25 protein-coding genes (1 of these 25 only partly in view) are annotated in these 24,311 nt (G+C 42.4%); 11 read left to right on the top strand and 14 right to left on the bottom strand.

Annotated elements, in window-relative coordinates:
- Positions 1 to 92 precede the first annotated feature (92 nt).
- From A0128_RS21355 to A0128_RS21370, 4 genes are all read left to right on the top strand, one after another.
- Complete coding sequence (locus A0128_RS21355; protein WP_069609776.1) at positions 93 to 458, top strand: LB_289 family protein; 366 nt, start codon at positions 93 to 95, stop codon at positions 456 to 458.
- 283 nt (positions 459 to 741) lie between these two features.
- Positions 742 to 2,358 carry a phytoene desaturase family protein gene (locus tag A0128_RS21360; RefSeq protein WP_069609871.1) on the top strand — a complete coding sequence of 539 codons (1,617 nt, stop codon included), beginning with the start codon at positions 742 to 744 and terminating at the stop codon, positions 2,356 to 2,358.
- 250 nt (positions 2,359 to 2,608) lie between these two features.
- Entirely contained in the window at positions 2,609 to 3,160 is a 552-nt protein-coding gene (locus A0128_RS21365) for a PadR family transcriptional regulator (RefSeq protein WP_069609777.1), read from the top strand.
- A 134-nt stretch (positions 3,161 to 3,294) separates the two neighbouring features.
- Entirely contained in the window at positions 3,295 to 5,814 is a 2,520-nt protein-coding gene (locus A0128_RS21370; protein WP_069609778.1) for a histidine kinase N-terminal 7TM domain-containing protein, read from the top strand.
- 24 nt (positions 5,815 to 5,838) lie between these two features.
- Here A0128_RS21370 and A0128_RS21375 read toward each other — a convergent pair whose 3' ends face one another.
- Genes A0128_RS21375 through efp form a run of 4 tightly spaced genes read right to left on the bottom strand, consistent with a single transcriptional unit; the run spans position 5,839 to position 8,422 of the window.
- Complete coding sequence (locus tag A0128_RS21375) at positions 5,839 to 6,537, bottom strand: SDR family oxidoreductase (protein ID WP_069609779.1); 699 nt, start codon at positions 6,535 to 6,537, stop codon at positions 5,839 to 5,841.
- Positions 6,538 to 6,548: 11 nt separating this feature from the next.
- Entirely contained in the window at positions 6,549 to 7,301 is a 753-nt protein-coding gene (mtnB, locus tag A0128_RS21380; RefSeq protein ID WP_069609780.1) for a methylthioribulose 1-phosphate dehydratase, read from the bottom strand.
- Between the two features lies 1 nt (position 7,302).
- Positions 7,303 to 7,836: a 1,2-dihydroxy-3-keto-5-methylthiopentene dioxygenase gene (locus A0128_RS21385; protein ID WP_069609781.1), complete on the bottom strand. Its 534-nt coding sequence runs from the start codon at positions 7,834 to 7,836 to the stop codon at positions 7,303 to 7,305.
- A 19-nt stretch (positions 7,837 to 7,855) separates the two neighbouring features.
- The gene (gene efp, locus A0128_RS21390) at positions 7,856 to 8,422 is read right to left on the bottom strand and encodes an elongation factor P (RefSeq protein ID WP_069609782.1); all 567 of its coding nucleotides are present in this window, start codon (positions 8,420 to 8,422) and stop codon (positions 7,856 to 7,858) included.
- Positions 8,423 to 8,997: 575 nt separating this feature from the next.
- Between efp and A0128_RS21395 the strand changes: the two genes are divergently transcribed.
- From A0128_RS21395 to A0128_RS21420, 6 genes are all read left to right on the top strand, one after another.
- Complete coding sequence (locus tag A0128_RS21395) at positions 8,998 to 9,909, top strand: phosphate ABC transporter substrate-binding protein (protein WP_069609783.1); 912 nt, start codon at positions 8,998 to 9,000, stop codon at positions 9,907 to 9,909.
- Positions 9,910 to 9,985: 76 nt separating this feature from the next.
- Positions 9,986 to 10,312, top strand: coding sequence for a hypothetical protein (locus A0128_RS21400; protein WP_069609784.1), 327 nt, complete (start codon positions 9,986 to 9,988; stop codon positions 10,310 to 10,312).
- 304 nt (positions 10,313 to 10,616) lie between these two features.
- Positions 10,617 to 11,738: a KamA family radical SAM protein gene (locus A0128_RS21405; protein WP_069609872.1), complete on the top strand. Its 1,122-nt coding sequence runs from the start codon at positions 10,617 to 10,619 to the stop codon at positions 11,736 to 11,738.
- Positions 11,722 to 12,324: a hypothetical protein gene (locus A0128_RS21410; RefSeq protein ID WP_069609785.1), complete on the top strand. Its 603-nt coding sequence runs from the start codon at positions 11,722 to 11,724 to the stop codon at positions 12,322 to 12,324. Before A0128_RS21405 ends, A0128_RS21410 begins: the two co-directional genes overlap by 17 nt.
- A gap of 54 nt (positions 12,325 to 12,378) precedes the next feature.
- On the top strand, positions 12,379 to 12,585 hold the full coding sequence (locus A0128_RS21415; RefSeq protein WP_069609786.1) for a hypothetical protein: 207 nt from the start codon (positions 12,379 to 12,381) through the stop codon (positions 12,583 to 12,585).
- A 9-nt stretch (positions 12,586 to 12,594) separates the two neighbouring features.
- Positions 12,595 to 13,350, top strand: coding sequence for a hypothetical protein (locus tag A0128_RS21420; RefSeq protein WP_069609787.1), 756 nt, complete (start codon positions 12,595 to 12,597; stop codon positions 13,348 to 13,350).
- 426 nt (positions 13,351 to 13,776) lie between these two features.
- Here the strand turns inward: A0128_RS21420 and A0128_RS21425 are convergent, their stop codons facing one another.
- From A0128_RS21425 to A0128_RS21455, 7 genes are all read right to left on the bottom strand, one after another.
- On the bottom strand, positions 13,777 to 14,808 hold the full coding sequence (locus tag A0128_RS21425; protein ID WP_069609873.1) for an SAM-dependent methyltransferase: 1,032 nt from the start codon (positions 14,806 to 14,808) through the stop codon (positions 13,777 to 13,779).
- A gap of 109 nt (positions 14,809 to 14,917) precedes the next feature.
- A complete protein-coding gene (locus tag A0128_RS21430) occupies positions 14,918 to 15,709 on the bottom strand; it encodes a DUF1295 domain-containing protein (protein WP_069609788.1) in 792 nt (263 codons plus the stop codon).
- Between the two features lie 19 nt (positions 15,710 to 15,728).
- Complete coding sequence (locus A0128_RS21435) at positions 15,729 to 16,250, bottom strand: DUF2062 domain-containing protein (protein ID WP_069609789.1); 522 nt, start codon at positions 16,248 to 16,250, stop codon at positions 15,729 to 15,731.
- 46 nt (positions 16,251 to 16,296) lie between these two features.
- Complete coding sequence (locus tag A0128_RS21440) at positions 16,297 to 17,595, bottom strand: SAM-dependent methyltransferase (RefSeq protein ID WP_083244253.1); 1,299 nt, start codon at positions 17,593 to 17,595, stop codon at positions 16,297 to 16,299.
- Entirely contained in the window at positions 17,579 to 18,355 is a 777-nt protein-coding gene (locus A0128_RS21445; RefSeq protein WP_083244265.1) for a DUF1365 domain-containing protein, read from the bottom strand. Before A0128_RS21445 ends, A0128_RS21440 begins: the two co-directional genes overlap by 17 nt.
- Positions 18,352 to 19,710, bottom strand: a complete 1,359-nt coding sequence (locus A0128_RS21450; protein WP_069609790.1) for an NAD(P)/FAD-dependent oxidoreductase — start codon at positions 19,708 to 19,710, stop codon at positions 18,352 to 18,354. The genes A0128_RS21445 and A0128_RS21450 overlap by 4 nt, the downstream gene beginning before the upstream one ends.
- 138 nt (positions 19,711 to 19,848) lie before the next feature.
- Positions 19,849 to 20,307, bottom strand: coding sequence for a YqaA family protein (locus A0128_RS21455; protein ID WP_069609791.1), 459 nt, complete (start codon positions 20,305 to 20,307; stop codon positions 19,849 to 19,851).
- A gap of 504 nt (positions 20,308 to 20,811) precedes the next feature.
- Here A0128_RS21455 and A0128_RS21460 point away from each other — a divergent pair.
- Complete coding sequence (locus A0128_RS21460; RefSeq protein ID WP_069609792.1) at positions 20,812 to 21,534, top strand: hypothetical protein; 723 nt, start codon at positions 20,812 to 20,814, stop codon at positions 21,532 to 21,534.
- Positions 21,535 to 22,146: 612 nt separating this feature from the next.
- On the opposite strand, the gene pyrF is transcribed toward A0128_RS21460, so the two are convergent.
- The 3 genes in view from pyrF to A0128_RS21480 are tightly spaced (at most 24 nt apart) and all read right to left on the bottom strand, a layout consistent with a single transcriptional unit that may run on beyond the window.
- The gene (pyrF, locus tag A0128_RS21470) at positions 22,147 to 22,962 is read right to left on the bottom strand and encodes an orotidine-5'-phosphate decarboxylase (protein ID WP_069609794.1); all 816 of its coding nucleotides are present in this window, start codon (positions 22,960 to 22,962) and stop codon (positions 22,147 to 22,149) included.
- Positions 22,963 to 22,986: 24 nt separating this feature from the next.
- Positions 22,987 to 23,829, bottom strand: a complete 843-nt coding sequence (speE, locus tag A0128_RS21475) for a polyamine aminopropyltransferase (protein ID WP_069609795.1) — start codon at positions 23,827 to 23,829, stop codon at positions 22,987 to 22,989.
- A 9-nt stretch (positions 23,830 to 23,838) separates the two neighbouring features.
- Positions 23,839 to 24,311 carry the 3' portion of an S-adenosylmethionine decarboxylase gene (locus A0128_RS21480; protein WP_069609796.1) on the bottom strand. The gene runs 394 nt beyond the window's last position, so only the last 473 of its 867 coding nucleotides appear in the window; its start codon lies off the right edge, out of view — the gene reads right to left on this strand; the stop codon is at positions 23,839 to 23,841.

A 24,311-nucleotide genomic window follows, 5' to 3' on the forward strand; every position in this document is an offset into this window, starting at 1 on the left:
GCACAACCGGTCCTGGGGGCCTCCCGGGAATCTCCTATACACGAAAAGCCCCCGTAAAAAACTGGCTTATCAGCTAAATCGAGGGTTTTTCTATGAAACGCACTGAACTGGAAAGAAGAGAAAGGGACCTCCGCAAGGCAGAAAAAAAGACACAGCTTCAAGACAAGAGGCTCGCCTCCGGAAAAGGAAGTAGCGTAGGTGAATACATTGAGGAGTTATCCGCACTCTTTCGTTACGATGCAACGGAAATCTTCAACACGGGAGACGATATTGCAGTTTTGGAACTCTTAGAAGACATCCAAGCGAACCTACCCGAAAAGCAGTGGGAGAATGTTCTTCGAAAAGCGATCAAAAAAACCGGAGTTCAGGAAAAGGACAAAGCCTACAACGAACTCAAGGAATTGATGAGCGAAGGTGAAGAAGAATCCGAAACTGAGGAAGAAGAAGTCGGGGTTTAAACCCGGCTTTTTTCTTTTCCACTTAAAGCGACACTCCCCCGTAGAAATTCTACAAACAAAGAATTCTCCTTCCTCAAAAAAATCGTTCCTCTGTGGGAACTCTTACATCTAAAAACTTTTTCACAGAAAAATTCCAAATCCAAATATCTCTTTCGATCTTCGAGATTCGACATTTTACGTCCGTTCTTCCTTGAGTAATTTGTCCATTTTGATTTTTAAGAAGACAGAATCTTTCTCCTACGAACAATCTGTCCGGAAACTTTTTTCGGGAGAATCGACAAAGATGGACATCAAAGAAAAACACTACGATCTCATTCTGATCGGATCCGGAATCGGAGCCTTGACCGTGGCTTCTTTGATGGCACAGTATAGGAACAAAAAAGTTCTGATTCTCGAGCAACACTTTAAGGCCGGCGGTTTTACACACGTCTTCAAAAGAGAAGGTAAATTTCTTTGGGATGTGGGAATTCATTACATCGGAGATATGGATGAGAATTCGATGCTCCGAAAAATCTTCGATCTTATTACAAGAGGTGAAGTTCAATGGTTTAAAATGCCTCAAATCTTTGAAAAGTTCGTCTATCCCGGAATCACTTTTGGGGAAAACAGCGATCCGGAAGAATATAAGAAAGATCTAATATCTTTATTCCCGGAAGAAGCAAAGGCGATCGGACATTATTTCGAAGACGTTCAGAAAGTCGCAGGATGGCACGGAAGACACATGATGCTCAAAGCCCTTCCCCCATTCTTAGATAAATTCGGACACGCGATCGACCTCATCGGCGCAGACTCCGCTTTGATCACAACCAAAGAATATATGGATCGGAATTTCAAATCTCCAAAACTCAAAGCGATCTTGGTTTCACAGTGGGGAGACTACGGACTTCCACCTTCTATGAGCGCGTTTGCGATCCACGCGTTGATCGTCGCGCACTATCTCAAAGGCGGTTATTATCCGATCGGCGGTTCTGGAGTGATCTCCCAGTCGATCCAAAAAATCGTCCAAGAAAAAGGAGGAAGAATTCTTCTCTCCAGAGAAGTTCAGGAAATTCTAATCGAAGACGGAAAGGCAGTCGGCGTAAAAGTTAAAAATCGAAAAAAATCCGAAGAAGCCAAAGAGGACGTCATCGAAGAATATACCGCAGGCGCAATCGTTTCCAACGCGGGAGCTTACAACACTTATACGAAGCTGATTCCTTCCAAATATCAAATCCCGTTTTTAGACAAACTCAAATCGTTTACGGATCGCTTTCCTTTGACCACAAACGTCACCTTGTATCTCGGTCTAAAAGATGATCCTAAAAAGATGGGATTCTTAGGAGAAAATTATTGGATCTATAGTTCCTTTGATCACGATCAAAATTTTAAGGAAGGAATCAACTGGATCGAAGGAAACAACAAGGTTCCCGGAGCCTATTTGTCCTTTCCTTCTCTCAAAGATCCCCACGCACACGGACATACCGCCGAAGTCATCGCATTCAGCGACTACTCACCTTTTGCAAAGTGGAAGGATCAGCCTTGGAAAGAAAGGGACGAGGATTATAAAAAACTAAAAGATTCCATTCGAGATCGACTCTTGGATTATTTAGAAGAACGTTTTCCCGGCTTTAAAGCCAATATAGAATACAGTGAAGTCTCCACTCCCCTTACCACGGAGCACTTCACACAGCACAAACGAGGAACTATTTACGGCCTTCCCTGTGTTCCCGATCGTTTCCGCGAAAAAGAAGCCCCTTGGTTCTCTCCGGTCACCCCTATCAAAAATTTATTTCTTACCGGAGCCGACGCGGCCTCTCCCGGAATGAGCGGGGCGATGATGGGTGGAATCAGCGCCGTAGCCCATCTCACCGATGGTTTGAAAATGATTCAGATCTTTCGAGAAGCGGGTAAAAAAAGATAAGCGCGCTCGAAGACGTGAGTCATTACTCACGTCACGATCGAAAATTCTCTTTGAGATTCTGCTGTTTTGTAAATTAGCAAAATTTGCTTGATCTATCTGCCAGATAGTATCTAACAGATATAAGACTCTTTTTTAGGAATTTTGCTTTTATAAGACAGAGATGAAGTTTTTCAGCGGCTCTCCAATCCAATCTTTCCGTCCAATTCGTTTTTATCAGAACCATTTCTCTGCTTTTCGGATAATTCTTTAAATGGCGAGAGTAAACAAGACACGTTATGCGCTCTTAGGAATCCTCGGAGAAAACCCGATGAACGCCTATGAAATCAAGAAGACGATAGAACAGAGTATCGGTTTTTTTTGGCAGGAGAGTTTTGGACAGATTTACCCGATTCTCAAACAACTGGAAAAGGAAGCCTGCCTAAAGTCGTCCAAAGAAAAAAAAGGAAGCGGTTCCGAAACCACGATCTACAAGATAACTCCTAAGGGAAAAAAAGAACTCAGAGACTGGCTCGAAAAACCGGTGGAAAAATCCCCATATCGAAACGAACTCCTCTTAAAACTTTTTTTTGGGAATCACGTGAAGAAGGAAGTTCTGATCAAACATCTCCAAGACACAAAAGAAGAAGTCCTTCGCCTAATGGACATTTATGAAAATATTCGTAAATTCGTGAGCGAAATGGAAAATCCTGAAACAAACAAGACACTGAGTTTGATCACTCTCGATTTTGGAATCACAACTGCGAAAGGTTTTTTAGATTGGGCCGAAGAATCCCGCGATAAGATAAAAAAGTCAGATTTTTAATCCGAACTTGTTTTTCTACTTCCCAGTCGGATCTCTTTTCCTTACGCTACTACTAGTTCCGAGAGAAAAAACAACCTCTTGCAACTTTTCACGTAGAGTCCCTCATTATGAACTTCCCACCTCTGCAAGAAACAATGGACCTCACATGGTCTCCATTTGCGTTTTACTCAGGGCTTTCTTTTTCCATCTTCACGATCAATTTTTATATCACTTATAGGAATCTAAGAGTTCGGGGAAGTAAGGAATTTTTATTTGTTCTTTTGGGTTTTGCTATCTATGCCTTCGGAAGTTTTTTCGAACTTCTTTCCCGAAATGAAAGATGGATTTTATTCTGGGACGACTTTCAATTCATCGGAAACGATATCATCGTAATCGCCATTTCTTTTTTTATTCCCAGAATCACTTCTCTTACGTTCGTTTATAAATTTCCTCTTGTGATTTTTTTAGTCTTGGTTCCGCTTTGTAACGAAATTCTAATCTGGTCCGGTTGGCATCCGGAATGGATCCGAACTCATATTCTTTATCTTACGGATTCTCCTTGGAAGGCCCTGACTTACGACTACGGCCCTTGGATGAAACTTTTCGTCGTCTATTATCTTTCGGCTCAATTGTTAATCGTCGCCATCTTGATTTGGAAGTTCGTAACGCTCAAGGGCTTTCGTAAGGCACAGATGTTCCTTCTTCTGATCGGAATTCTTTTTCCTTTTTTGGGGGCTTTGATGACCGTCGCGGGTCTCTTTCCCTTTCTCAATCCACATTTGGACGTTTTCCCAATCACGGGTTCCATCACGGCTTTGGTTTGGGCGTACGGACTCTTTTACTTTCGGATGATGGATCTGATTCCGGTGGCAAGAGACAAAGTTTTCAACTTGATTCAGGACGGAATTCTTATATTAGATAAAAATAATATAATCCTCGATTATAACGAGGAAGCCTTAAAACTTTTTCTGAATCGGCTCGATACAGCCGGAATCACCCTCAAGGAAATTTATCCCGACTTGGACCAACTCATTCAAAGATTTAAGAATGAAAAAATCGATTCGATTCCGGATTTGCGTCTTTTTGTAAATGGAGAATTGAGATACTACGAAGTCGCTCTGAGAAATTTTTCAAGCCAGTCGGACCAAAGCGATTTTTGGATTCTTACGTTGAGAAATATTACCGAAAGAAAACTGGGAGAAGAAAGAGCGATCGAAGAAAAGAACTTCTTAAATATGATTTTGGATTCGACCAGGGTCCTTTTCGTCGCACTGGATAAGGAAGGAAAGATTCTTCGATTCAACAAAGCCTGCGAAAACGCTTTCGGTTATTTATCCGAAGAGGTCCGCGGTTATCCGTTCTGGGATATTTTCGCGGAAGCTCACAAGAAGGATCAAATCAAAAAGATCTATCTAAGAATGATTCGAGGAAAGTTTCTTCCCAAGACCCAGGAACAATGGATCGGAAAACACAAGGAAAGAAAACTCATCCAATGGGAAAACAGAGAGATCAAGGACAGAAACGGAAAAACGGATTATATCATTTCCGCCGGAGCCGATCTCACGGATGTGTATAACGCGGAAAATGAAATTGCAAATTTAAGATCCGCGTATGCTGAGATCACGAGAAAAAATCAATTGATCGAAGATCAAAAAAAAGAACTCGAAGAGATCATCGACACTCTTACAAAAACCCAAGCTCAACTCGTTCAAACCGCCAAACTCGCCGATCTGGGACAATTGGTTTCCGGGATCGCACACGAAATCAACAATCCGTTAGGCGCCATTCAAGCTTCGAATCAGAACATTCAGCACTATACAAGATCCTTCAGGGAAAAATCAAAAGACTACTTTCTACTCTTAAACAAACTTCCGGAGAGAATTCGAGACCAGATCTCTTCACTGATCGAATTCGCGGGAAATCATACGGACTTGGTGCTCGGCTTGGAGAGAAGAAAAAGAGCCAAAGAAGTCAGAATCAATCTTGAGAAAATCGGAATCGAAAATCCTTCAAACGATCTCTGCGAGATCGCGATCGAATGCGGACTCTACGGAAGAGAAGGAGAATATTCTGAAATTCTAAAACATTCCGAAGTGATCGGTATTTTGGAATTGATTACCGATCTTTTGGGACCGGAAAGAAATTCCCAGACGATACAAACCGCGGTAGAACGTTCTTCAAAAATTCTTTACGCTCTCAAAAGCCTCGCCCATTTCGAAAGCAATAGTATTTTAGAAGAAGCGAATATTCGAGAAAACATAGATATCGTCCTGGCGCTCTATCAAAATCTGTTTCGACACGGGGTGGATCTTTCCGTTGAATTCGAAGAACTTCCTCCGGTTCCGATCTATCGGGACGACCTTCTTCATCTCTGGACCAATCTCATCATGAACGCGGTCCAAGCGATGAACTATTCAGGAAAATTGAATATTGTCGGTCTTCGAGAAAACGGTTATGCGGTCATCAAAGTGGAAGATTCGGGTCCGGGAATTCCGGATTCTTTAAGGGATAAAATTTTCGATCCTTTCTTTACTACCAAACCCCCGGGAGAAGGAAGCGGCCTGGGGCTGGATATCTGTCTGAAAATTGTAGAAAAACACAATGGAAAGATCGTCTTCGAATCCGAACCGGGAAAGACGGTGTTCACCGTTCGACTTCCCTATCGACATTCTTAGATTTTTTTGTTAAGCGACATCGAACTATAAAATCCCCTTTCTAGGAAGAAGCCGGATCTCATCCGGATATACAGCGTCGGGAAGCGTGGAAAGAGTGGCTAACCACTTTCCAAAGTCGTCCACAGGGATCATATCATCCTGATCAAAACCTTCTCTTCCCTTCCAAATATCCGTGTAAACCGCGCCGGGATAAACCGTAATCACACGAATCCCTTTCGGTTTTAATTCTTCTCTAAGAGCTTTGGCAAAACCCGCGATCGCGTGTCGACTCGCACAGTACGCGGTCGATTCCGGAAATCCTTGATAACCCGCGGTGGAGGAAAGATAACAAAGAAAAGCTCCGGGTTTTAATAAAGGAAGAATTTCCTTCGTTAAAACAAAGAGAGAATTCAAGTTGAGAACGAAATGAGCATTCCATTCTTCTAATGTGATTTGTTCCACCGGTTTGAAGAGGCCGTTTCCAAAGGTAAAATAGACCCCCGATAAAATAGGGAATTGTTTCTGCAAGGAAGACACAAATTCGGGAACTTCCGAAATTCGGGAAAGGTTACAGTGATAATTCTTTCCAAATTCAAACGGGGATTTGGACTCACGTTCGATTCCGGTTCTGGAGATCCCGATCGCATTCTGACCGATCGCATTCAGATTTTCTAATACGGATTTTCCGATGCCTGAACCGGCTCCAGCTACAAGAATGGGCAAAATTTCCTTAGAGGAAGGCAAAACGTTTTCCCTTACGAAAAAGTTGCCGGATATACCGGAAACTCCGTAGAAAAAACTTCGGCCCGATCACGATCGGCGGAGGATTGTTCTTGGCGAACCGCTTTTGTTTCTCTTGGATAAGATAAACTTTTCCAAGAAACCATATATTTTAGAATAAAATCGGTAGCTTCCAGATTTCGATTGGCGACGATCAGATCCTTTCCCCAAACCGTAATCCCATGTTTTTCGATGATACAAAACGGAACGACGGGCTTGTATTCTTTCAGATATCTTTCCAAACAATCGGAAATGTCCTGAACATTCGGAAAATTGTATATTACAGGAACATAAACTTTCGGATTCTCATCCCAGATCCCGTAAGCTTTTAAGATTTCGATGGAGGGAAGTTCCAGAAGAGCGATCGGTTCCGCTTTGGAAGTATTGGCTCCGATCAGATTGGATTCCAAGGTATGAACGTGAAGCCCGCATCCGGCGCCTTCTACGGCTCTATAAACCGCGCGGTGAATCGAAGTTTCCGCACTGGGCTTGAGTCCCTTTTCGGGTTTTGCTCCCTTAGAAGACGCGGGCTTTCCCGATTCTAAATCGACAAAAAGAAAATTACGTTTGTTTAATAGGTTTTTGTCGAGTCCGCTTCCGCTGACCCAGAATCCGGATTCTCCCGCAAAACGAACGGAGAGATTGCCGGCGGTTCCGGGCATCCATCCGTTTTTGTGATAAGCGGCTCCCAACAAAGAGAGCCGTTCCAGTTGTTTTTTGACGGACATATCAGTCCAGTGAATTGGTTTCTTCCACGTAGTTCGGAACCCAACCACTCATGTCTTGGAAGTAACGTACTGCCTTGATTCTTTTTTGATCGTCGAGATAGAACCAGTGATTGGTGTTTCTCGGAACGGAAATAAAATCGTCTTTCACAACGTGAACTAAGAATTTTTCGCCCTTGAGAGCAAAACCGAAAACTCCGGATCCATCCACGATATAACGAACTTCTTCGTCGGTGTGATAGTGAACTCTATCAAACTTTGCGAGCATCTCGCTCAAACCGGAGACGTTCGGATGAAGTACGATCAGATCTCGGGATTGGTATCCTTCTTTTTCTTTTAAGGTTTGAAAACGATCGTCGAGTTTACCTAAGAGACTTTCCTTTTCAGCGTCCGCCAAAACTTCTTTGTTCGTAAGTTCGGTCGCGCCTTCGGGAACTTTCCAATGATCGTAATCGATTCCTCTTTCTTTGAGAAAGGATTTTACTTCGTTTGTCTCCTTGATTTCAGGAAGACCGTTTTGTCTTACTATCGTTGCCATAGTAGTACCTCCGCAGATGTTATTTGTTGACCCTTTCTACGTAAGTGAGATCTCGCAGGTCTATTTTTACGACGTCGCCCTGCTTAACGAAAATAGGAACGTTGATTTCTCCGCCGGTTTCGACGGTGACGCGTTTTTGCGCGGTTCCGGAAGTGTCGCCTTTCAGACCTTCTTCCGCATAGGTAACTTCTAAGATGGCAAAGTTCGGAGGAATCACTCCGATCGGTTTTCCTTCATAGAACGTAACTTCCATCGCGGTTTCTTCTTTTAAGAATGGAAGAATGTCTTCCACATATTCTTTAGACACCGGCATTTGTTCGAAGTCGTTTGAGTCCATGAAGATGATATCATCTCCTTCGGTGTAGCAGATGGTCATATTTCTTTTTTCTAACTCGACACTTTCTAATTTTTCTGCCGCTTTGAAGGTGCGTTCGATGGAACTGTTTCTGGTAAGGTTTTTCAGTTTTGTTCTGATAAAAGCCGAGCCCTTACCCGGGTTTACGAATTCGGTTTTTACAACCGAGTAAAGATCCCCTTCCACTTTGAGAACCATACCTTTTTTTACTTCTGTGATACCAAGAGTCATGGATTTTCCTACGAATAGATTGCGCACCTTCTATTGGTTTTGAAACAGGCCCCCTGTCAAGAAAAAGAAGCCACACAAGGCGACCCTTAGAGAGCGTTGTGGCCAAAGGACGCGATAGCGGTTGGCTCTTAGCGAAGCTAAGAAATAGCGATCCGTAGCCCTCCAGAAGTTGTCTGGAGGATCTTTAAGAAAAACCGTCGGAACTACGACAGTTCCACCGTAAAAGTCGCGCGCCCCACCCGAATTTTGGGCGGAGGGGCGGGTGGTGGAAAAATTCCAGAGACTTTCCTCTATCACAAAATCAAACTTTTCGCAAGCAAAAAGTCCCGTGTAGGAACTCAAACAAAGAGCTTTTCTAGGTCCGTTCTACCGAGTTGATGGAAAGGCACAATCAAGCGCCGTCCGTCAAAGGAGCAAAATCGAGTTTTGGAGCCATTCTACGGAGTTCTTTGAACGATCCGAAGCGCCGAAAGCGATGTGGTAATTTGTAATAATTCAAGCTCGAATTGTAATAGACTTTTTTGAGATCAAAAACACGCTCCCGGGGAACTCAAGTAGGAACGTAAAGCAGACGTATGAAATTGAAATCTCTAATCTTATTCGCAATCATTCTATCGGTAGCGCTTACCGGAAATTGTAAGCCGAAAGAAACGATCACAGTTACCGGATCCGAAACCATGCACATGATGCTTCAGATGATCGGATTGGAATATTCCAGAAAAAAATCCGGAACACAAGTGATCGTAAACGGTGGCGGCTCCATCGAAGGAATCGAAAAATTATTCCAGGGAAAGACGGACATCGCCGCTGCGAGCCGACCCCTTACTGAGAAAGAACTCAAAGAATTCGATTCGAGAGGAAAATTTGAATCTCTCGCGGTCGCTTACGACGGAATCGCGATCATCGTAAATCCGTCCAACGCGGTTCGTAAGATCAGTTTGGAAACCGCTTCGAAAGTATTCTCCGGAGAAATCAGCGACTGGTCCAAACTCGGAGGCAAGGCCGGAAAAATCCAAGTAGTCATTCGAAACGATAAGTCGGGAACAGCGGCTTACTTTGAAACTCACGTATTAAAACAAAAAGATCTCGGACAAAAAAATTACGAGGCTCGTAAGAATGTGGAATATTCGGCGACTTCGAAAATTGTTTCCGATAACGACGGAATGGCCGCAATCATCGATTCCAATCCGAACGCAATCGGGTTTATGGGAATGGGAAGCGCCCTCTTTGAAAACAAAGGAAGAGTCCGCGCCTTAGAATATTCTTTATCCGGAAAGGAACCATACGTAGTTCCGAGCATCGAGAACGTTTACAACAGAACGTATGAGTTATCGAGAGGATTGTATCTATTCTATCTTTCCGATCACGGACAAAAGATCGATGATTTTATAACCTACGTTACGAGTGAAGAAGGTCAGAAGACCATTCTAAAAAGCGGATATCTTCGCGGTTCGCTTCCGACCGTGGAAGTCGAAGTAAAAAAATAGAATAAAACTTTAGAATCCCGAGATTTTTTGAAAGGAAAAGGATTGATTTTCAACATTCTCGGGATCTAATCAAACTATGAGTCGCCGTACTTTACTCGGAATCGTTGCGCTGATCGTAGCAGGATGTTTTCTTGCAGACGGTTTTGCGGAGAGTAAATTAGAATCTTATAAACCCTTTGTAAGAGCGAAGGCCCAGTCCAGAACCATCACTCAGGTTTCCAATCCTTTCGCAAAGGGAATTTCATTCGGCGACGACGATAAAGGCCGAGTCGACTTTCTCAGACTGGATTGTTTCTCCGGTAAATTCTTACCAAACCATACCGTCCCCAAAATCGAAATCATATCCGGTAGAGTTTCTCTCTCTTTTCGTTACCTCTCTCTACCCCCACCGACGGCTGTTTAAGGAACCATTCAATTCTGTATTAGGGAGTAAGTCTCCCCGTTTTGAGGCAGTCGTTTCTTTGGGCAAAGAGAACCTTCTTCCTCGGACGCACACAGAATCTCCTTTTTGGAATCATTCTCATTCTTGTTCTGAATCTCCTAAAACTTGAGAATGTCCCCGACCGGAGATGCAATATAAAACGATGGCCGGAAGCAGGTTTCGAAAGTCCTCCTTCCGGCTTTTTTTAGAAAGGAAGAATTTCAGTTCTTAGTTGACGGAAGACACGAAGATCCGAGGATTTCAGAAGAGCAACGGAGTGATTCCACTGTCCACTTTTCCTTTTACCCAAACCTCACCCGTCCAAAACCAAACCACAAACCAGCCCGAGTGGTTGAATTGGAAATGGCAGATTCAAAATCGAATCAAAACACAAGAAGAACTGGGTGAAAAAATCGAACTCACTCCAAAAGAAAAACTCTCCTTTGACGCGTGTTCGACATTCTTCGCATTCTCCGTAACGCCTTATTATCTCGATCTCGCCGATCCCGAGGACCCGAACTGCCCGATTCGACTTCAGATCGTTCCTCAGGAAGAAGAGTTGATCCGAAACGGTTTTGAAAAACAGGATCCTCTCGCGGAAGAATCTCATATGCCGGTCAAAGGAGTTACACACCGTTATCCGGATCGGGCGCTCTGGTATCTTTCGCACGTCTGCGCCGTCTACTGCAGATTCTGCACTCGCAAAAGAAAGGTGAGTAAGTCCTTTCACACTCCGGGAAAGGAAGAATGGGATCAGGCTCTCGCGTATTTTCGAGCGCATACCGAAATCAAAGAAGTGATTCTTTCCGGTGGAGATCCTCTCAATCTTTCCGACGATCGATTGGATTATCTTCTTGGGGAACTCAAATCCATTTCGCATATCAATCAGGTGAGAATTCATACTCGATATCCGGTGACACTTCCGATGAGGATCGATTCTTCTCTTTGTAGAGTTTTAAAAAAACACTTCCCGATTTATCTCGTCACTCATTTCAATCATCCGAAAGAAATCACTCCTCTTGTGAAAGAAAGGATCGCACTTCTCATCCAAGAAGGAAACGTGATGGTTCTCAACCAAGGCGTTCTTCTAAAAGGGATCAATGATTCTCCCGAAATCCTAAAGGAACTGTTTTACGGGCTGACCGCGATCGGAATCAAACCCTACTATCTGCATCAGTGCGACGAGGTCTGGGGAAGCAGCGGATTCCGAGTGGAAATCGCAAAAGGCGTCGAGATCATGAAACAGATTCGGGGAAGAATCTCCGGACTTTCCGTTCCTCTTTACGTCGTGGATCTTACCGGAGGCGGAGGAAAGGTTCCTTTACCCGCGGAATATCTGGCTGAAAAGAAGGAACATTCTTATCTCTTTCGTAATTATCAGGACGACCTCTATGAAATCAGTTACTAATATTCGAAATTCTTTTTATAGCCCCGGCCGGAAATCGTCAGTTCGGATCCGGATTACTCAAAGGATTCTTCTTTGTCTATTTATCGTCGGTTTTTGTTTTGCGGCATGCAAAACGCCGGAAAGCAAGGGAATCTCGACGAAAATCGAAACACCTCGCTATCTAAGACTCAATTACGACGTGGTTTACGAAACCTCGGAAGGGGTTACGCTTCTAAACTCGGGAAAACTCTTTGCGAGGGGTTTATTTTATGAATTTCAGATCAATTCTTCCTTAAGCAAATACGATCGAGTGCGCGCCTCTTCTTATACGGAAGACAATCAGATTGATTTTAAGCATCTTTTGACTTCGGAAGAAATGAGTTCTCTTGAAAATAAACAATATCAATATTTCTCGATGCCGAACGATTCCAGGGCCAGCGTTCTGACAGGGATTCACAACGGGAAGTGTTACATTCGTTGGGAATGGCAGAAGGAATCCTTCGTTTTTGTCTTTGAAACGGACCTAAAAAACGAAACCGGCGATTCTCCTGCTGGCCTTGGAAAAGAATTTCATGAAAATATCCGTAAAGGTCTCAGAATTTTTTAGTCTTCTTGACCAATTCTGTACAGGTCCATATTCTATCCCTTACAAGGATCTGACATGTGGCTGAAGCTGGGAGATTCGGAAATTATCAACCTGGATTATATATCCACGATCAAAAAAAACCCCTCTTCGAACGCAATTGAGATCATTTACAACGATCTCAATCATATCAAATCCCTACCGTTTCGCAATCCGGAAGAAAGAGACAGAGCGTATGACGCAATTCTGGAGAATCTTTCGAGAATGAAATTATTTTTTAAGTAGAGAGGGAAGATGGAGTCGATCAAACAAAATCTGCAAACCGTTTTTTCCCTAAAGCCGTTTGAGATCCTTTATTACGGATCCAGACAAAGGGGAGATTTTCGGGATTCGTCCGATTTTAATTTTTTTCTTTTGGCTGACCCGAGCGATCAGCTAAAAAGCACATTCTTACGAGAGATCAACGCAATCTTAAGTCCTCTCGAAGAAATCGCGCCCGTACATTTAGTCACGGCGGACACAGATTCTTTCTTAGCGAGACTTCGTGTCTTCGAACCTTCCGCAACTCATATCTGTGAAATGGGAGAACCATTTTTCGGGAAAGAATACTTTCCTCTTCTCGTGGAAGAATGGAACAAACTCAAATCCAATCCGATCGATTCAGTCGCGACCGGAAAACATCTCAGAAAGAGATATCGTTTTTATAAGAGCATCTCTCCAAGAAGTACCAAAGAAGAAATTATGAGAATGGAGAGATTGGTCGCTCTTTATCTCCAAAACTGGATCTTTAGAGAAATCGAGGACCTGAGTTGGATCGAGGTCGTACACGCCGACATTCCTTCCAGACTGATCGGGATGATTCGCGAACTCTACAAGAAGGAAGCTACGGAAAACACTTTAGAAATTTTGAATCTTTATGAAGACATTCTAAAGTTAAAAACCGAAATCAGAAATCATCAGAATCCTTTTTCTGCGGAGAAGTTTCAGACTCTCAAAGAAACGATTCGTTTCGAAGAAAAAGAAATCAAAATTCTCAAATTAAATTACTGATAAGAGTCCTGGAAGGAATCACCTTTCTTTCCAGGACTCTTTTTGTCTTTTCCACAAATAACGAAATCTCAAGAGAACTTTGTCGGAACTACGACGATTTTCTGTAAGAGCCGGGGCGCCCCTCCCTGATTTTGGGTGGAGGGGTGAGGTGGCGGGAAAATTCGGGAGACTTTGCTTTATCACGAAAATCTACTTTTTGCAAGAAAAAAGTCCCGTGTAGGAACTCTTACAAAAATACACTCTGGCTGCGTTTTAATTCAAAACAGCACCGAAAATCCGCTTCCGGTTTTTTGAGGACGGACACTTCGTAACGAGTTCTCACGACGTCGGAAGATTGGCGATTCATTGGAAAATCCGTTTTGAGCGGTTCGGTCTTTCAGAGGCGCACTTCGCGTTCGATGCGGAAACTCTTCAACTCCGTTTCGTCTAACGTTTTGAAAATAGGTAGTGAGAAACGATCCATTCTTCTCCGTTTCGAAACTTCCAGAGTTCAGCGCAGGCCATAAAAAACACCTTCCAATAGACGAACCATTTTATGGCTTGATCAGCTCCATAGGTTTCGGAAAGAATTTTCCTTACTTGATCCTTATTTTGAACCATTCCATTCAACCAAGCTTCGGAAGTTTTTGCATAGTGGCTTCCATTGACCACCCATTGATTCTGAATTTGAAAGTCTTTCTGGAAATACAAAAATAAATCGTGAGAAGGCATTTGCCCGCCGGTAAAGAAATATTTGGACATCCAATCCGTATCGTCTATAACGTCAAACGCATAAGCAAATTTATGATGCGTAAAGATATGCACGAAGAAAAGCCCCTTCGGTTTTAAGAATCCGGAAAATTTTTCGAAAAGCCTTTCATAGTTCTTCATGTGCTCCAGCATCTCCACCGAGACAAGACGATCGAATTTTTTTGCGATCTTAAACTCGTTCATATCCGCAGTAAGAATCGTAAGATTTTTGAGTCCCCTTTTTTTGGCTTCTCCATCGATAAACTTTTTCTGACTCTTAGAATTGGAAACACCCGTAATCGAAGACTTAGGAAACTTCTCCGCCATATAAAGAGATAAGGATCCCCAGCCGCATCCGAGATCCAGGACGCTCATCCCATTTTCAATTTGAGCTCTTTCGCAAGTGATTTCGAGCATTTTCCTTTCGGATTCGTCAAATGAAGTATTCTCTGTTTCCCAAAAGCCCGAACTGTATTTCATGTGTTTTCCCATCACGAGTTTGAAAAACTCGGAAGGAACTTCGTAGTGTTGTTCGTTCGCCGCACCCGTATGAATCGCGATCGGAGATTTTTTCAACGAGTTCACGTATTCCATCAGATGTTTCTGATTTTTTTCAAGAGAACCCTTGTCTTCATCTTTCAAACGTTGTTTCAACAATTGACGGATTCGAAACCGAATCAGCCAATGCGGAAAAATATCTTTTTCCATTAGATCGTAAATCCATTTCATGAAAGAATTTCCTTTTATTTTAATAGATTCAATATTTAGAATGTGTTTTAAACTCAAAGATCCGGTTTCCAAAAGAAGGAAATAATTTTTATTCCGAAATTCTCGATATCTAAGCCTTTGGAAACCAAGGAAAGAATGCGTTCGTCTTTCTGCTATATTCTTTATACAAATCACCCTTGGACTTCAGTTGACCCACTTCATTCAAAGGAACCCCTGTCACTTTTGTGAGAAGAATAAACATTACGATCGGTGAAATCAAACCAATCCACCCGAATGGAGAACCCAGAGAGAATAACCCAAAGCCCACCCAGATCAACCATTCAAAGAAATAATTCGGGTGTCTCGAATATCTCCACAATCCTACATCGCAAACCTTACCCTTATTCTCAGCATTCTTCTTAAATTCGTTTAGCTGGAAGTCGGCCCAAGCCTCGCCTAACACCGAAAAGATAAAGAGGGCTATTCCGAAAATTTCGAAATAATTCGTATTTGGGTTTTCGTTGATATTCGGAAATACAAAAGGAAGACTCAAAAGCACGGCGAGAATACCCTGAAACTGAAATATGTTTGTAAAAAACTTTCTATCAACTTGATCTCCGTATTCAGTTCGAAAGGCCGTATAACGCGGGTCCTCGTGCCCGGAAAATACTCGAGTCACTAAAATAAACAAAGAAAGTCTCCAACCCCAAAACGCAACGATCACTGTGATCTGAGCGGTTCTCAGAGGGAACCCGTCGCCTAACCAGAAATAAACGATCGCGGCTGTGGATATACAAAGTCCCCATCCGACGTCTACAACGGCGTAATTATTCGCCCTCTTTCCAAACCACCATAAAACCGTCATCAAGACAAACACTACCACCCAAGCGGACAACATAAGAGTAAGGATTTGCAAGAGCATAACTACGAACTTCCTGATTTTATTTTTCTTTCTTCTTCGAATCGAATAAACGTCCCGCTCTTCTCACAAAGGGTAAAAGAAGAAAATAGAGAAGAATCGAAATCGCCGGCGCCCAAATCAACCAACCGAGAACCGCAAATCCGGCAACGTCAAAAATTCCTTTCGCGATTTCCGGAACATTATCTACGGAAATATTTTCAGCCCATTTAAGATTCAGAGGTATTCCCAAAACATCGGAACCGGTTTTTAAAAACGGGAAGATCAAGAGAATCTGCAAAGGATAAACGAGGTAATTCGCCAATTGAATCGTTACCGGATTCAATCGAAGAAGAACTCCTAAAATTCCGCAGATCGTCATCGTCGTTCCAATCAAAGGGAAAACTCCGAATCCCGCGCCGACTACGATACTCAAGGTTATCTTCTCCGGTGTGATTCCGGATTTGAGTTCCCTCTTGATAATTTCCAAAACATTCTTCGGCGCAAAGTGTCTTAGAAAATGAAAAACCGATTTTTTGGGTTGGTGAGAATGTGTTTCTTTCACGATATTCTCACCATTCCATTTTAATTCTCTCGTTAAAATCTATTTTTCAAAGAGTGAGATTATTCGGTCTTGTATAAACGACTTGAACCACACTGATGTTTTTCATAGAGAACGCGGCCGCACAGTATGAAAAATAATATCTCCATTTCCGAATAAAGGATTCGTTAAATCCCATATCTCGAATCAGAGCGATATTGGAATCAAATCCTTTCAGCCAAGTCATCAGCGTATGATCATATTTGGCTCCGATATCTTCCAAAGAATAAAGATGGAAATCGCCGGTTTTATTGATCGCACGATTGATTCTCGCGACGGAAGGCAGAAGTGATCCGGGAAAGATATGCTTCTGAATAAAGTCGACTCCCTTACGAAAGGATTCGTATCTTGCGTCGGGACTCGTAATGATCTGATGCACCATGATCCCGTCTTTTTTTAGAACACGATTGCACATCGCAAAGAATTCTTCGAAGTATTCGTGCCCTACCGCTTCCAACATCTCGACCGTTACCATTTTATCGTAAGAACCTTGAACCTTTCGATAGTCGTCCTTTCTCACTTTGATTTGATCGGATAAACCTTCCGCCTTGATTTTCTCAGTCGCATAACGATATTGTTCTTCGGAAATCGTATACGTCGTCACCTTACATCCGTAGTTCTTCGCGGCATATGTGGACAAGCCGGCCCATCCCGTTCCGATCTCCAAAAGATGATCGTTGGGTTTTAGTTGAAGTTTTTTGCAGAGAATCTCCAGTTTTGCGAGTTGAGCCTTTTCCAGAGTTTCATCCATTGTCCGGAAGTAAGCACAAGAATAGGTCATCGTCGAGTCTAAGAATTTATTGTAGAAGTCGTTGCCGAGATCATAGTGTTCTACGATGTTCTTTTTACTTCCTCGAATCGAATTCTTTCTAAAAAGATGTAAGAGCCTGCTTCCGAGATTCATCAAGCTCAAGTGTGCAAACCGATTTTTACTTCCGCTCACGGAAGGAGAATTTTCTACGTTATAGATAAACCACGAGATAACGGCCCTGATATCATCCGTATCCCAATCTCCGTCCATATAGGATTCGGAAAAACCGAGATCTCCGTTCAAAACCGTCTTTTTATAAAAGATCGGATTGTGAATGTGAATGATTCCCTTATGAAATTCCGGAGGATCTTCGCTTTCCGGATTTCCGAGATACGCCTTTTCTCCGTTGGGTAACACCAAACGAATCGAACCTTTTTGCATCGGCGACAGGGCCTTAAAAAAAAGATTCTTATAAAATCCGAACGACTTGGATTCGGCCGCGGTGATGGTTATTTCCGAATCCTGAAATTTTAAATTGGACTCAGTGGTTCTTTCCAAGATGAACTCCTTTTTGCAGATCTATATTTTCTTCTTTTTTAATAAAAGGCAGGCCCTTAAGACACAATCTCAATGCTTGCCAGTGAATCAGAACAATTACTTTGACTGTTACCAATGGATAACGGAAAAACATTCTTAATAAATTCATATCAGAAAGTTCTAATTTGGTTCCTGTGTATGTAGTGACCATGACGGTCTGGTCTTCTTCCAGTGCGTCTATGCGAATATTAATATTTTCGCTCGAAGGTTTCAAAGTAAATTCAAACTCGGATTTTAATCCTACAAAGGGAGAAACATAAAATAATTTGCCGGTCTTTAATCGGAAGGCTCCGTCTTTCCAAGTTTCTTTTCCTAAGAAGAAGGGTTTTTGTTCTCCAAAGGTGTTTCCCACTTCCGCGACCGCACAGAGAGGTTCGTCATTCTCGCCGTAAAAATAATAAAACGAAACAGGATTGAAAACATAACCCAAAACTCGAACGTTCGTAATCAAGATAGCTTTCTTAATTTTTTCAGAAACTCCGTTTTGTTTCAAATATTCTAATATGTTTTCCTTTGTGTTTTCTTTACCGAAGTTAAGATGATCTCCGGTGGAAAATCGAAAGAGCGACCTGCGATCCACTCCGAAAAATCGTAGTTTGTGATCCAGCTCGGGCAACTCGTCCAGGTCCAATGCAAACGTAAAAATCCCGTAACGAAAACGATTCTTCCGTGGAAATCTTCGATCGTGCATGACCTTCGCCTGAAAGATACAGGAATTCAATTCCAAACCCTTTTACCAAGCAAGGTTTCACTCAGTTCTCTTGCGGACCAGAATGCGTCCTCGTGAAATCCATTTCTAAAGTAGCTCCCGCAGAAAAAAACGTTTCCTTCGCGATTCAGTTCGGATAAACGAGCTTGCGCGTTCAAAGATCCTACGCTAAATAGAGGATGTTCATATTCAATTTCCTGAATGATTTTCCTTCGATCTACGGTTCCCGGATCGTTGATCGAAACGTAATAGTTTTTCTTTTTCGACACTCCCTGCAAGGAATTCATCCAATAAACCGTATAAGGCCTCATCTTTCCGTTCACCTTCTCAATGCGATAATTCCATGAAGACCAGGAAAGTTTTGTTTTCGGCATCGATCTATCGTCCGTATGCAAGGTCGCGATATTCTTCTGATATTTGAACTCTTTGAGCAGTTCTTTTTGCAATGGAGTCGGGCTTTTCAAAAGTTTGAGGGATATATTCCCATGGGTCGCGAGAATCACCTTGTCGAAAAGATTCGACTTTCCGTTTTTTAAAGTAACTCGGACCTTCTTACCGACGTTTTCGACGGAACTGACTTCCGCATTCAATTGAAAGCGATCTTGGATCGGCGCCGTTAAACGTTTTACGTATTCTCTCGATCCCCCGTGAACCGTGTACCATTGGTGTTGTGTATCCAACCCCATAAAACCGTGATTTAGAAAAAAACGAACTAACCCATAAATCGGAAATTGAAGCATCAGATCATCCGGAGTGGACCAGACAGCAGAGCTCATAGGAACAAGATAATAATCCAAAAGGTCTCGGTGATATCCTTCTTTGACAATATACTCATCCAACGTATAATCCATATACTTTGAGTTTTCTAAAATCTTCGGAGCATCTTTGTTGAAACGATTGATGTTGTACAAAAGTCTCAGAAATTTTAAGTTAAAAAAATTCTTTCTCTGCGCAAAGAGTCCGTTGATGCCGGAACCGCAAAACTCCAATCCTTCAGGAACGTGTTGTACGCTAAAGGACATGGAAGATTTTTTTGTTGGAACGTTTAATTCTTCAAAGAGTCGCTTGAGATTCGGATACGTAACATGATTGAATACGATAAACCCTGTATCGATCGGGATCTGCGTCCCGTCCTCATCCACGTCGACCGTATTCGTATGGCCGCCGATATAGGATCCTTTTTCAAAGATTGTAAGGTCGTATTCTTTTTGTAAAAAATGAGCACAACCCATTCCCGCAATTCCGGTTCCGATAATTGCTAGGGATTCTTTCTTCTTTTTCGTTTTGGTCTGGGCAGAAATTTTTTTCCCAGAAATTTTCTTTTTAGAAACCGAGCTGCCGGTTTTCTTTTTCAAATTCTTTTTCAAGAACTACCCGTCCTTTCTTTGTGTATAATAGACAGAAGGGAAGCGATTGGATGTGAAAAAAAAATTCCAGAGGTAATTTCAATTTCGTTTCACTTGTAAGCCTTCAAGATACAAGCGTCACGTCTTTGAAGCACTTGATCAAATGTTCACAAAGCCATAGGCAAGAACGATGTAACGAACGATACGAAGCATAAACACAATTGGAATAAAGAAAGACAGGCGTTGTCTAAAAAAGCCGGAAAGAATTGTAATCGGGTCTCCAACAACTGGAAGAAAAGAAAGCGCTAAAATAAAATATCCCCAGGTCTGCATCTTAAGAGCAATGTAAGAATAGAGTTTTGATTCTTCTATCTTGGTTTCCACTCCGGACCGAAACCAGGTTCCTAAAAAGTAGTTCATAGCGCAGGCGGAACAATTTCCGAGCGAGGCCCATACAATCGCTTCTTTCAACGGAAGCCCCGAAGCGATCGCAATCACAAGAGCAGCTTCCGAACTGAAAGGAAGAATCGTCGCCGCTGCGAAAGAAACAATGGCAAGACCTGGTCCTCCATAGAGAGGAATTAGATTCTTTAGCATTTCCCAAAATTCAGATTCCATTTAAGTTCCTTTCATTGGATCAAAATTATTAAACGACTTCACGCTCCGCTTTCCATCCTCCAAGAAGAATCCGAGAAAAGCATTCATAAAAAGAAAATATATCGATGAAACCTTTTGTTTCCTTCTTTGGGTCAAAGAATAACGAGAGAATCTGAACTCGTTACGTCAAATCAAAATCCAAAAGAATTCATAATCGAAATGAAATTTTCCACTGAGAAAATACGATTCAGAGGATAGAGTCGAATTTTATTACGATATTTTGATACTTAATTTTACAATAATTTTCTTATACCTAAATCAAGGCCTTGTCAATTCAAAAGAAAATAACGTTATGCGTTACATTTATATCCTTTGTGTAAAAATATTAGAATTACCTTGTTGGAATATTCAATTTTATTTATCTTTTTATAAATAGCTTGTGGATATTCGGAACAAAACTGAAAAGTCGGAACCATTTCTGGAAAATAATTTGGTCCTAGGGTTCAAAACAAAAGGTGGTTTTTAATGAAAAAGAAATATTCCATTTTCTTAATAGGAATTACGTGCGCCGTTACCCCGGGATTTGGGGTTTTTGCCCAGAACGATACGAAGCCTGACGCACAATATGCGCCCTGGTCTTTAAAGATTGGAGGCGGCATCGGTCATGCAGAAGACGTTAAATACAAAGAAGACAAGGGAAAGACAAACAACTATCGTATTTCCGCAGAATACAACCCTCGTTACTTTGGTTTCGAATTCGGACTTACGCATCAACTATTTTATCTCAGCGTTCCGTCTCATGCGGATCACCTCCTACCCTACCTGACGTATGCGGCAATCGGTAGAAACGGGAATGTATCCAACGGAGTTCTCTACAATACGGTTGCTTCCAACGATCCCCTGAGAGAAAGGAACAATTTTTCTCTGACGTTCCTTGACATCGGGCCTACGTTTCACCTGCGGCCGGGAAAGAAGTTTGATCCGTATATTTCGATCGGAGCCGGCGCAACGGGTTTTGATAGATACGCGTCCTATCGAGGCTTTGGTCGTTTGGGATTTAAGATCAACTTCGATCGTTTTTTTGTTTTTACGGAAGCAGAAGGTTCTGCGATTAACAGAGCTTATACGAGAGACGTAAGAATACACTATAACGAATATTCGGGCCTGGTCGGTCTGGGATTTCATTTTGGAGGAGAGGAAACTTCCAAAAAGGAAGAACAACCGGTTACAAGTTTATCCTCTTTCTGAAGTAGGACTGGATCAAGGTGATATAACAATCTCATAATGTTTCCAGGAGGAGAAATTACAAATTCTCCTCCTGGAATGTCAATGGAGAATGAAGATCAATTCGATTGAGGATCGGGGAGTCGTATTTCTCTAACCAAACTTTGATAACGAGAAGGAATTCTAAAATTCTTAATATACGACTGGCAATAAGAGCCGGAATGAGAGCTATAAGCGACGACCTTATATTCAAGTCTACCCGAAAAGATCCTTTCAAAGTCTGCGACTTTCATTCGCACGAAAAGCGTCATTATTCGCCCCTCGGAACTCGGCTCTTCTCCCTTAATTTGAATTCTATCTTTTCTAAGTTTGGAAATGAGAAGTTCGACACTTTCTGAACGAACCAAAAATTCTAAACTTATAGCTCTTTTAGATTTAGCGAGGTTTGGACAAACGATTTTTTCGGCATTTCCAACTTGTATAAAAACGAGAAATAGAAAGCAAGATTGGAATATCAAAAATGGGAATCGCATTTTATTCATCGGTCGCTTGGATGAGAGTATTTCGCATTGTCTATTAGAATAGAGTCGAAATTTTCGCTTTATACAGATTGAATCGTAGAAGAAGACTAAAGAATTAAGAATGAGAAAAGTAAGCCTGCATCGACTTGTGAATTTTCTCCGCTTCTAATCCGGCTCGGGTCGCAAAATCCAAACCGCTGGAAGCGAAGTGAATTCCGCGCGAAGAATTGATAAGCGAATTGGCCCCGCAGACCGGAAGTAAGTCCTCGAGCTTCGCTCCTTGTGCTCCAAAACCGGGGATCAAAAAGATACGGTCCGGATTTTGTTTTCGAAGTGTTGCAAGTTCGTGAGGATTGGTAGCGCCGACTACAAAACCGAGATTGATCGGAGAGATCGAATTGCCAATGTAAGCCACTTCTTCGTAAAGAGTTCGACCGGTTTCGGAAAAACGTTTCTTTTGAAATTGAGCCGAGTCCGGATTCGAAGTCAAACAAAGCCAGAAAACAAGATGATCCTGATATTCTAAAAAAGGACGAAGGGAATCAAGTCCCATATATGGAGAAAGCGTAAGGCTGTCGACTTGCAGATCCCCGAAGTAGTAACGAGCGTATTGTCGCGCCGTATTGTCCAAGTCACCACGTTTGATATCGGCTACGATAGGAATTTCAGGATAATTGCTCTTGAGATGACCGATCACCTTTTCGAACTGCCGGATTCCCGAAGAACCAAAAACTTCGAAGAATGCGATGTTCGGTTTGTATGCGACCGCGTAGGGCGCCGTAGCATCGATGATCTCGCGACAAAAATGAACCAGAGGTTCCGGACCTCGTTTGATCGTTTCGGGAAGTTTGCAATAGTCGGGATCGAGTCCGACACAAAGAAGAGATTGGAGAGATTGGCTCCGGGTTAGGAATTTACTTTGAAAATTCATCGCCCCTCCCCGGATAAAATGATCTTACTTACGAACGATATATTTCTGCGCAAACTGAGGAAGCACAAAAGCAGCCTTATGCATTTCAGCAGAATAATATTTCAGTCCTTGTGGAACTCTTTTTGGATCCGGAACAACAGTGTAAGGATCCGGACCTTTGGAGCAATAGGTGAAGCCGATGATCCCGGATGGATAAGTCGGTACCACGGTAAAATAATAACCACAGTGATTGAAAATTTCAGGAATGAAATTGAACAGCTCACGAATGATCGGACCGTGATAGTAAAAACTTTCCCCTTGAGTCGTGCAGATGCCGCCTTCTTTCAAGCAGTTCGACATCGTTTCGTAGAAAGGTCTTTTGAAAAGAACTTCGGCAGGACCGACCGGATCGGAAGAATCTACCATGATACAATCAAAGTAATTCTGATAGTCCTTCACGTATTTCGCACCGTCTTCATAGGCGTGTTTTACGCGAGGATCCTTCATCGCATTTGCGATTTCAGGAAAGTATTCGTAACAAACATCGATCACACCTTTGTCGATTTCACAAAGATGAACTTCTTTTACGGAAGGGTGTTTGAGAACCTCACGAACGGTCCCTCCGTCTCCTCCTCCGATCACCAGAACCTTTTCCGGATTCGGGTGGCTCATCATAGGAACGTGAACGATCATCTCGTGATAAGCGAATTCGTCGGCTTCGGTCATCATGACAACTCCGTCCAGAGTGAACATTCTTCCGAATCCTTCCGATTCAAATACATCGATCTTTTGAAAAGGAGTCGTCCTGGAATGGAGGAACTCCTTTACTTTGATCTTAAGTGCGCGTCCGTTTTTAAGTTCTAATGCTTCGTCTAACCAAAGTTCCATCAATTTTCCTTAGAAGCGGTTGGTCACGGTGAGTCTCATCGCGCCGCCCTGGAAAAATTTACGGGTAAACTCGGAAGCTACCTTCGGATCGTAACACTTGCAAGAGAAGATATCAATGTAAGAAGTATTGGTATCATTTGCAAAGTGCGCCGAAATACAAGAGGTCTCGATCAACTGAAGCATGGAATATCCGGCGACTCTTTCGTCTTCACCGAAGTGAACAACGATGGTTTCACCGAAACGTTTCATTTCGATCAGGTCACAGAGTTCTTCCACGTAACGTTTGATAGCGTCCGCGTCACGGATCAGAGCTGGATCACAAGATTCTAAATCGATAGAAGTTAAAAGTCCCCAAGCTCCGTCTACGAAGGCCGGGTGCACTTTCAATTCTTCGTTTGCGTCGATCTGAGATTGAATGTAAGTCGGAAAATGATTATGAAATCTAGTTCTAAAACCATCCGCATTCTTTCCGGAAGAAAGAG

Origin of the sequence: Leptospira tipperaryensis (genome assembly GCF_001729245.1) — a bacterium.
In the GTDB taxonomy this organism is placed as follows: Bacteria; Spirochaetota; Leptospiria; order Leptospirales; family Leptospiraceae; genus Leptospira; species Leptospira tipperaryensis.

Excerpts from the sequence above, each read along its gene's own strand:
- A0128_RS21400 (WP_069609784.1), top strand. The coding sequence starts at position 9,986 with ATGAGTCGCCGTACTTTACTCGGAATCGTTGCGCTGATCGTAGCAGGA.
- A0128_RS21460 (WP_069609792.1), top strand. The coding sequence starts at position 20,812 with ATGAAAAAGAAATATTCCATTTTCTTAATAGGAATTACGTGCGCCGTT.
- A0128_RS21410 (WP_069609785.1), top strand. The coding sequence starts at position 11,722 with ATGAAATCAGTTACTAATATTCGAAATTCTTTTTATAGCCCCGGCCGG.
- A0128_RS21365 (WP_069609777.1), top strand. The coding sequence starts at position 2,609 with ATGGCGAGAGTAAACAAGACACGTTATGCGCTCTTAGGAATCCTCGGA.
- A0128_RS21425 (WP_069609873.1), bottom strand. The coding sequence starts at position 14,808 with ATGAAATGGATTTACGATCTAATGGAAAAAGATATTTTTCCGCATTGG.
- mtnB (WP_069609780.1), bottom strand. The coding sequence starts at position 7,301 with ATGTCCGTCAAAAAACAACTGGAACGGCTCTCTTTGTTGGGAGCCGCT.
- A0128_RS21420 (WP_069609787.1), top strand. The coding sequence starts at position 12,595 with ATGGAGTCGATCAAACAAAATCTGCAAACCGTTTTTTCCCTAAAGCCG.
- efp (WP_069609782.1), bottom strand. The coding sequence starts at position 8,422 with ATGACTCTTGGTATCACAGAAGTAAAAAAAGGTATGGTTCTCAAAGTG.
- A0128_RS21355 (WP_069609776.1), top strand. The coding sequence starts at position 93 with ATGAAACGCACTGAACTGGAAAGAAGAGAAAGGGACCTCCGCAAGGCA.
- pyrF (WP_069609794.1), bottom strand. The coding sequence starts at position 22,962 with ATGAATTTTCAAAGTAAATTCCTAACCCGGAGCCAATCTCTCCAATCT.
- A0128_RS21455 (WP_069609791.1), bottom strand. The coding sequence starts at position 20,307 with ATGGAATCTGAATTTTGGGAAATGCTAAAGAATCTAATTCCTCTCTAT.
- A0128_RS21370 (WP_069609778.1), top strand. The coding sequence starts at position 3,295 with ATGGACCTCACATGGTCTCCATTTGCGTTTTACTCAGGGCTTTCTTTT.
- A0128_RS21430 (WP_069609788.1), bottom strand. The coding sequence starts at position 15,709 with ATGCTCTTGCAAATCCTTACTCTTATGTTGTCCGCTTGGGTGGTAGTG.
- speE (WP_069609795.1), bottom strand. The coding sequence starts at position 23,829 with ATGGAACTTTGGTTAGACGAAGCATTAGAACTTAAAAACGGACGCGCA.
- A0128_RS21360 (WP_069609871.1), top strand. The coding sequence starts at position 742 with ATGGACATCAAAGAAAAACACTACGATCTCATTCTGATCGGATCCGGA.
- A0128_RS21415 (WP_069609786.1), top strand. The coding sequence starts at position 12,379 with ATGTGGCTGAAGCTGGGAGATTCGGAAATTATCAACCTGGATTATATA.
- A0128_RS21385 (WP_069609781.1), bottom strand. The coding sequence starts at position 7,836 with ATGGCAACGATAGTAAGACAAAACGGTCTTCCTGAAATCAAGGAGACA.
- A0128_RS21395 (WP_069609783.1), top strand. The coding sequence starts at position 8,998 with ATGAAATTGAAATCTCTAATCTTATTCGCAATCATTCTATCGGTAGCG.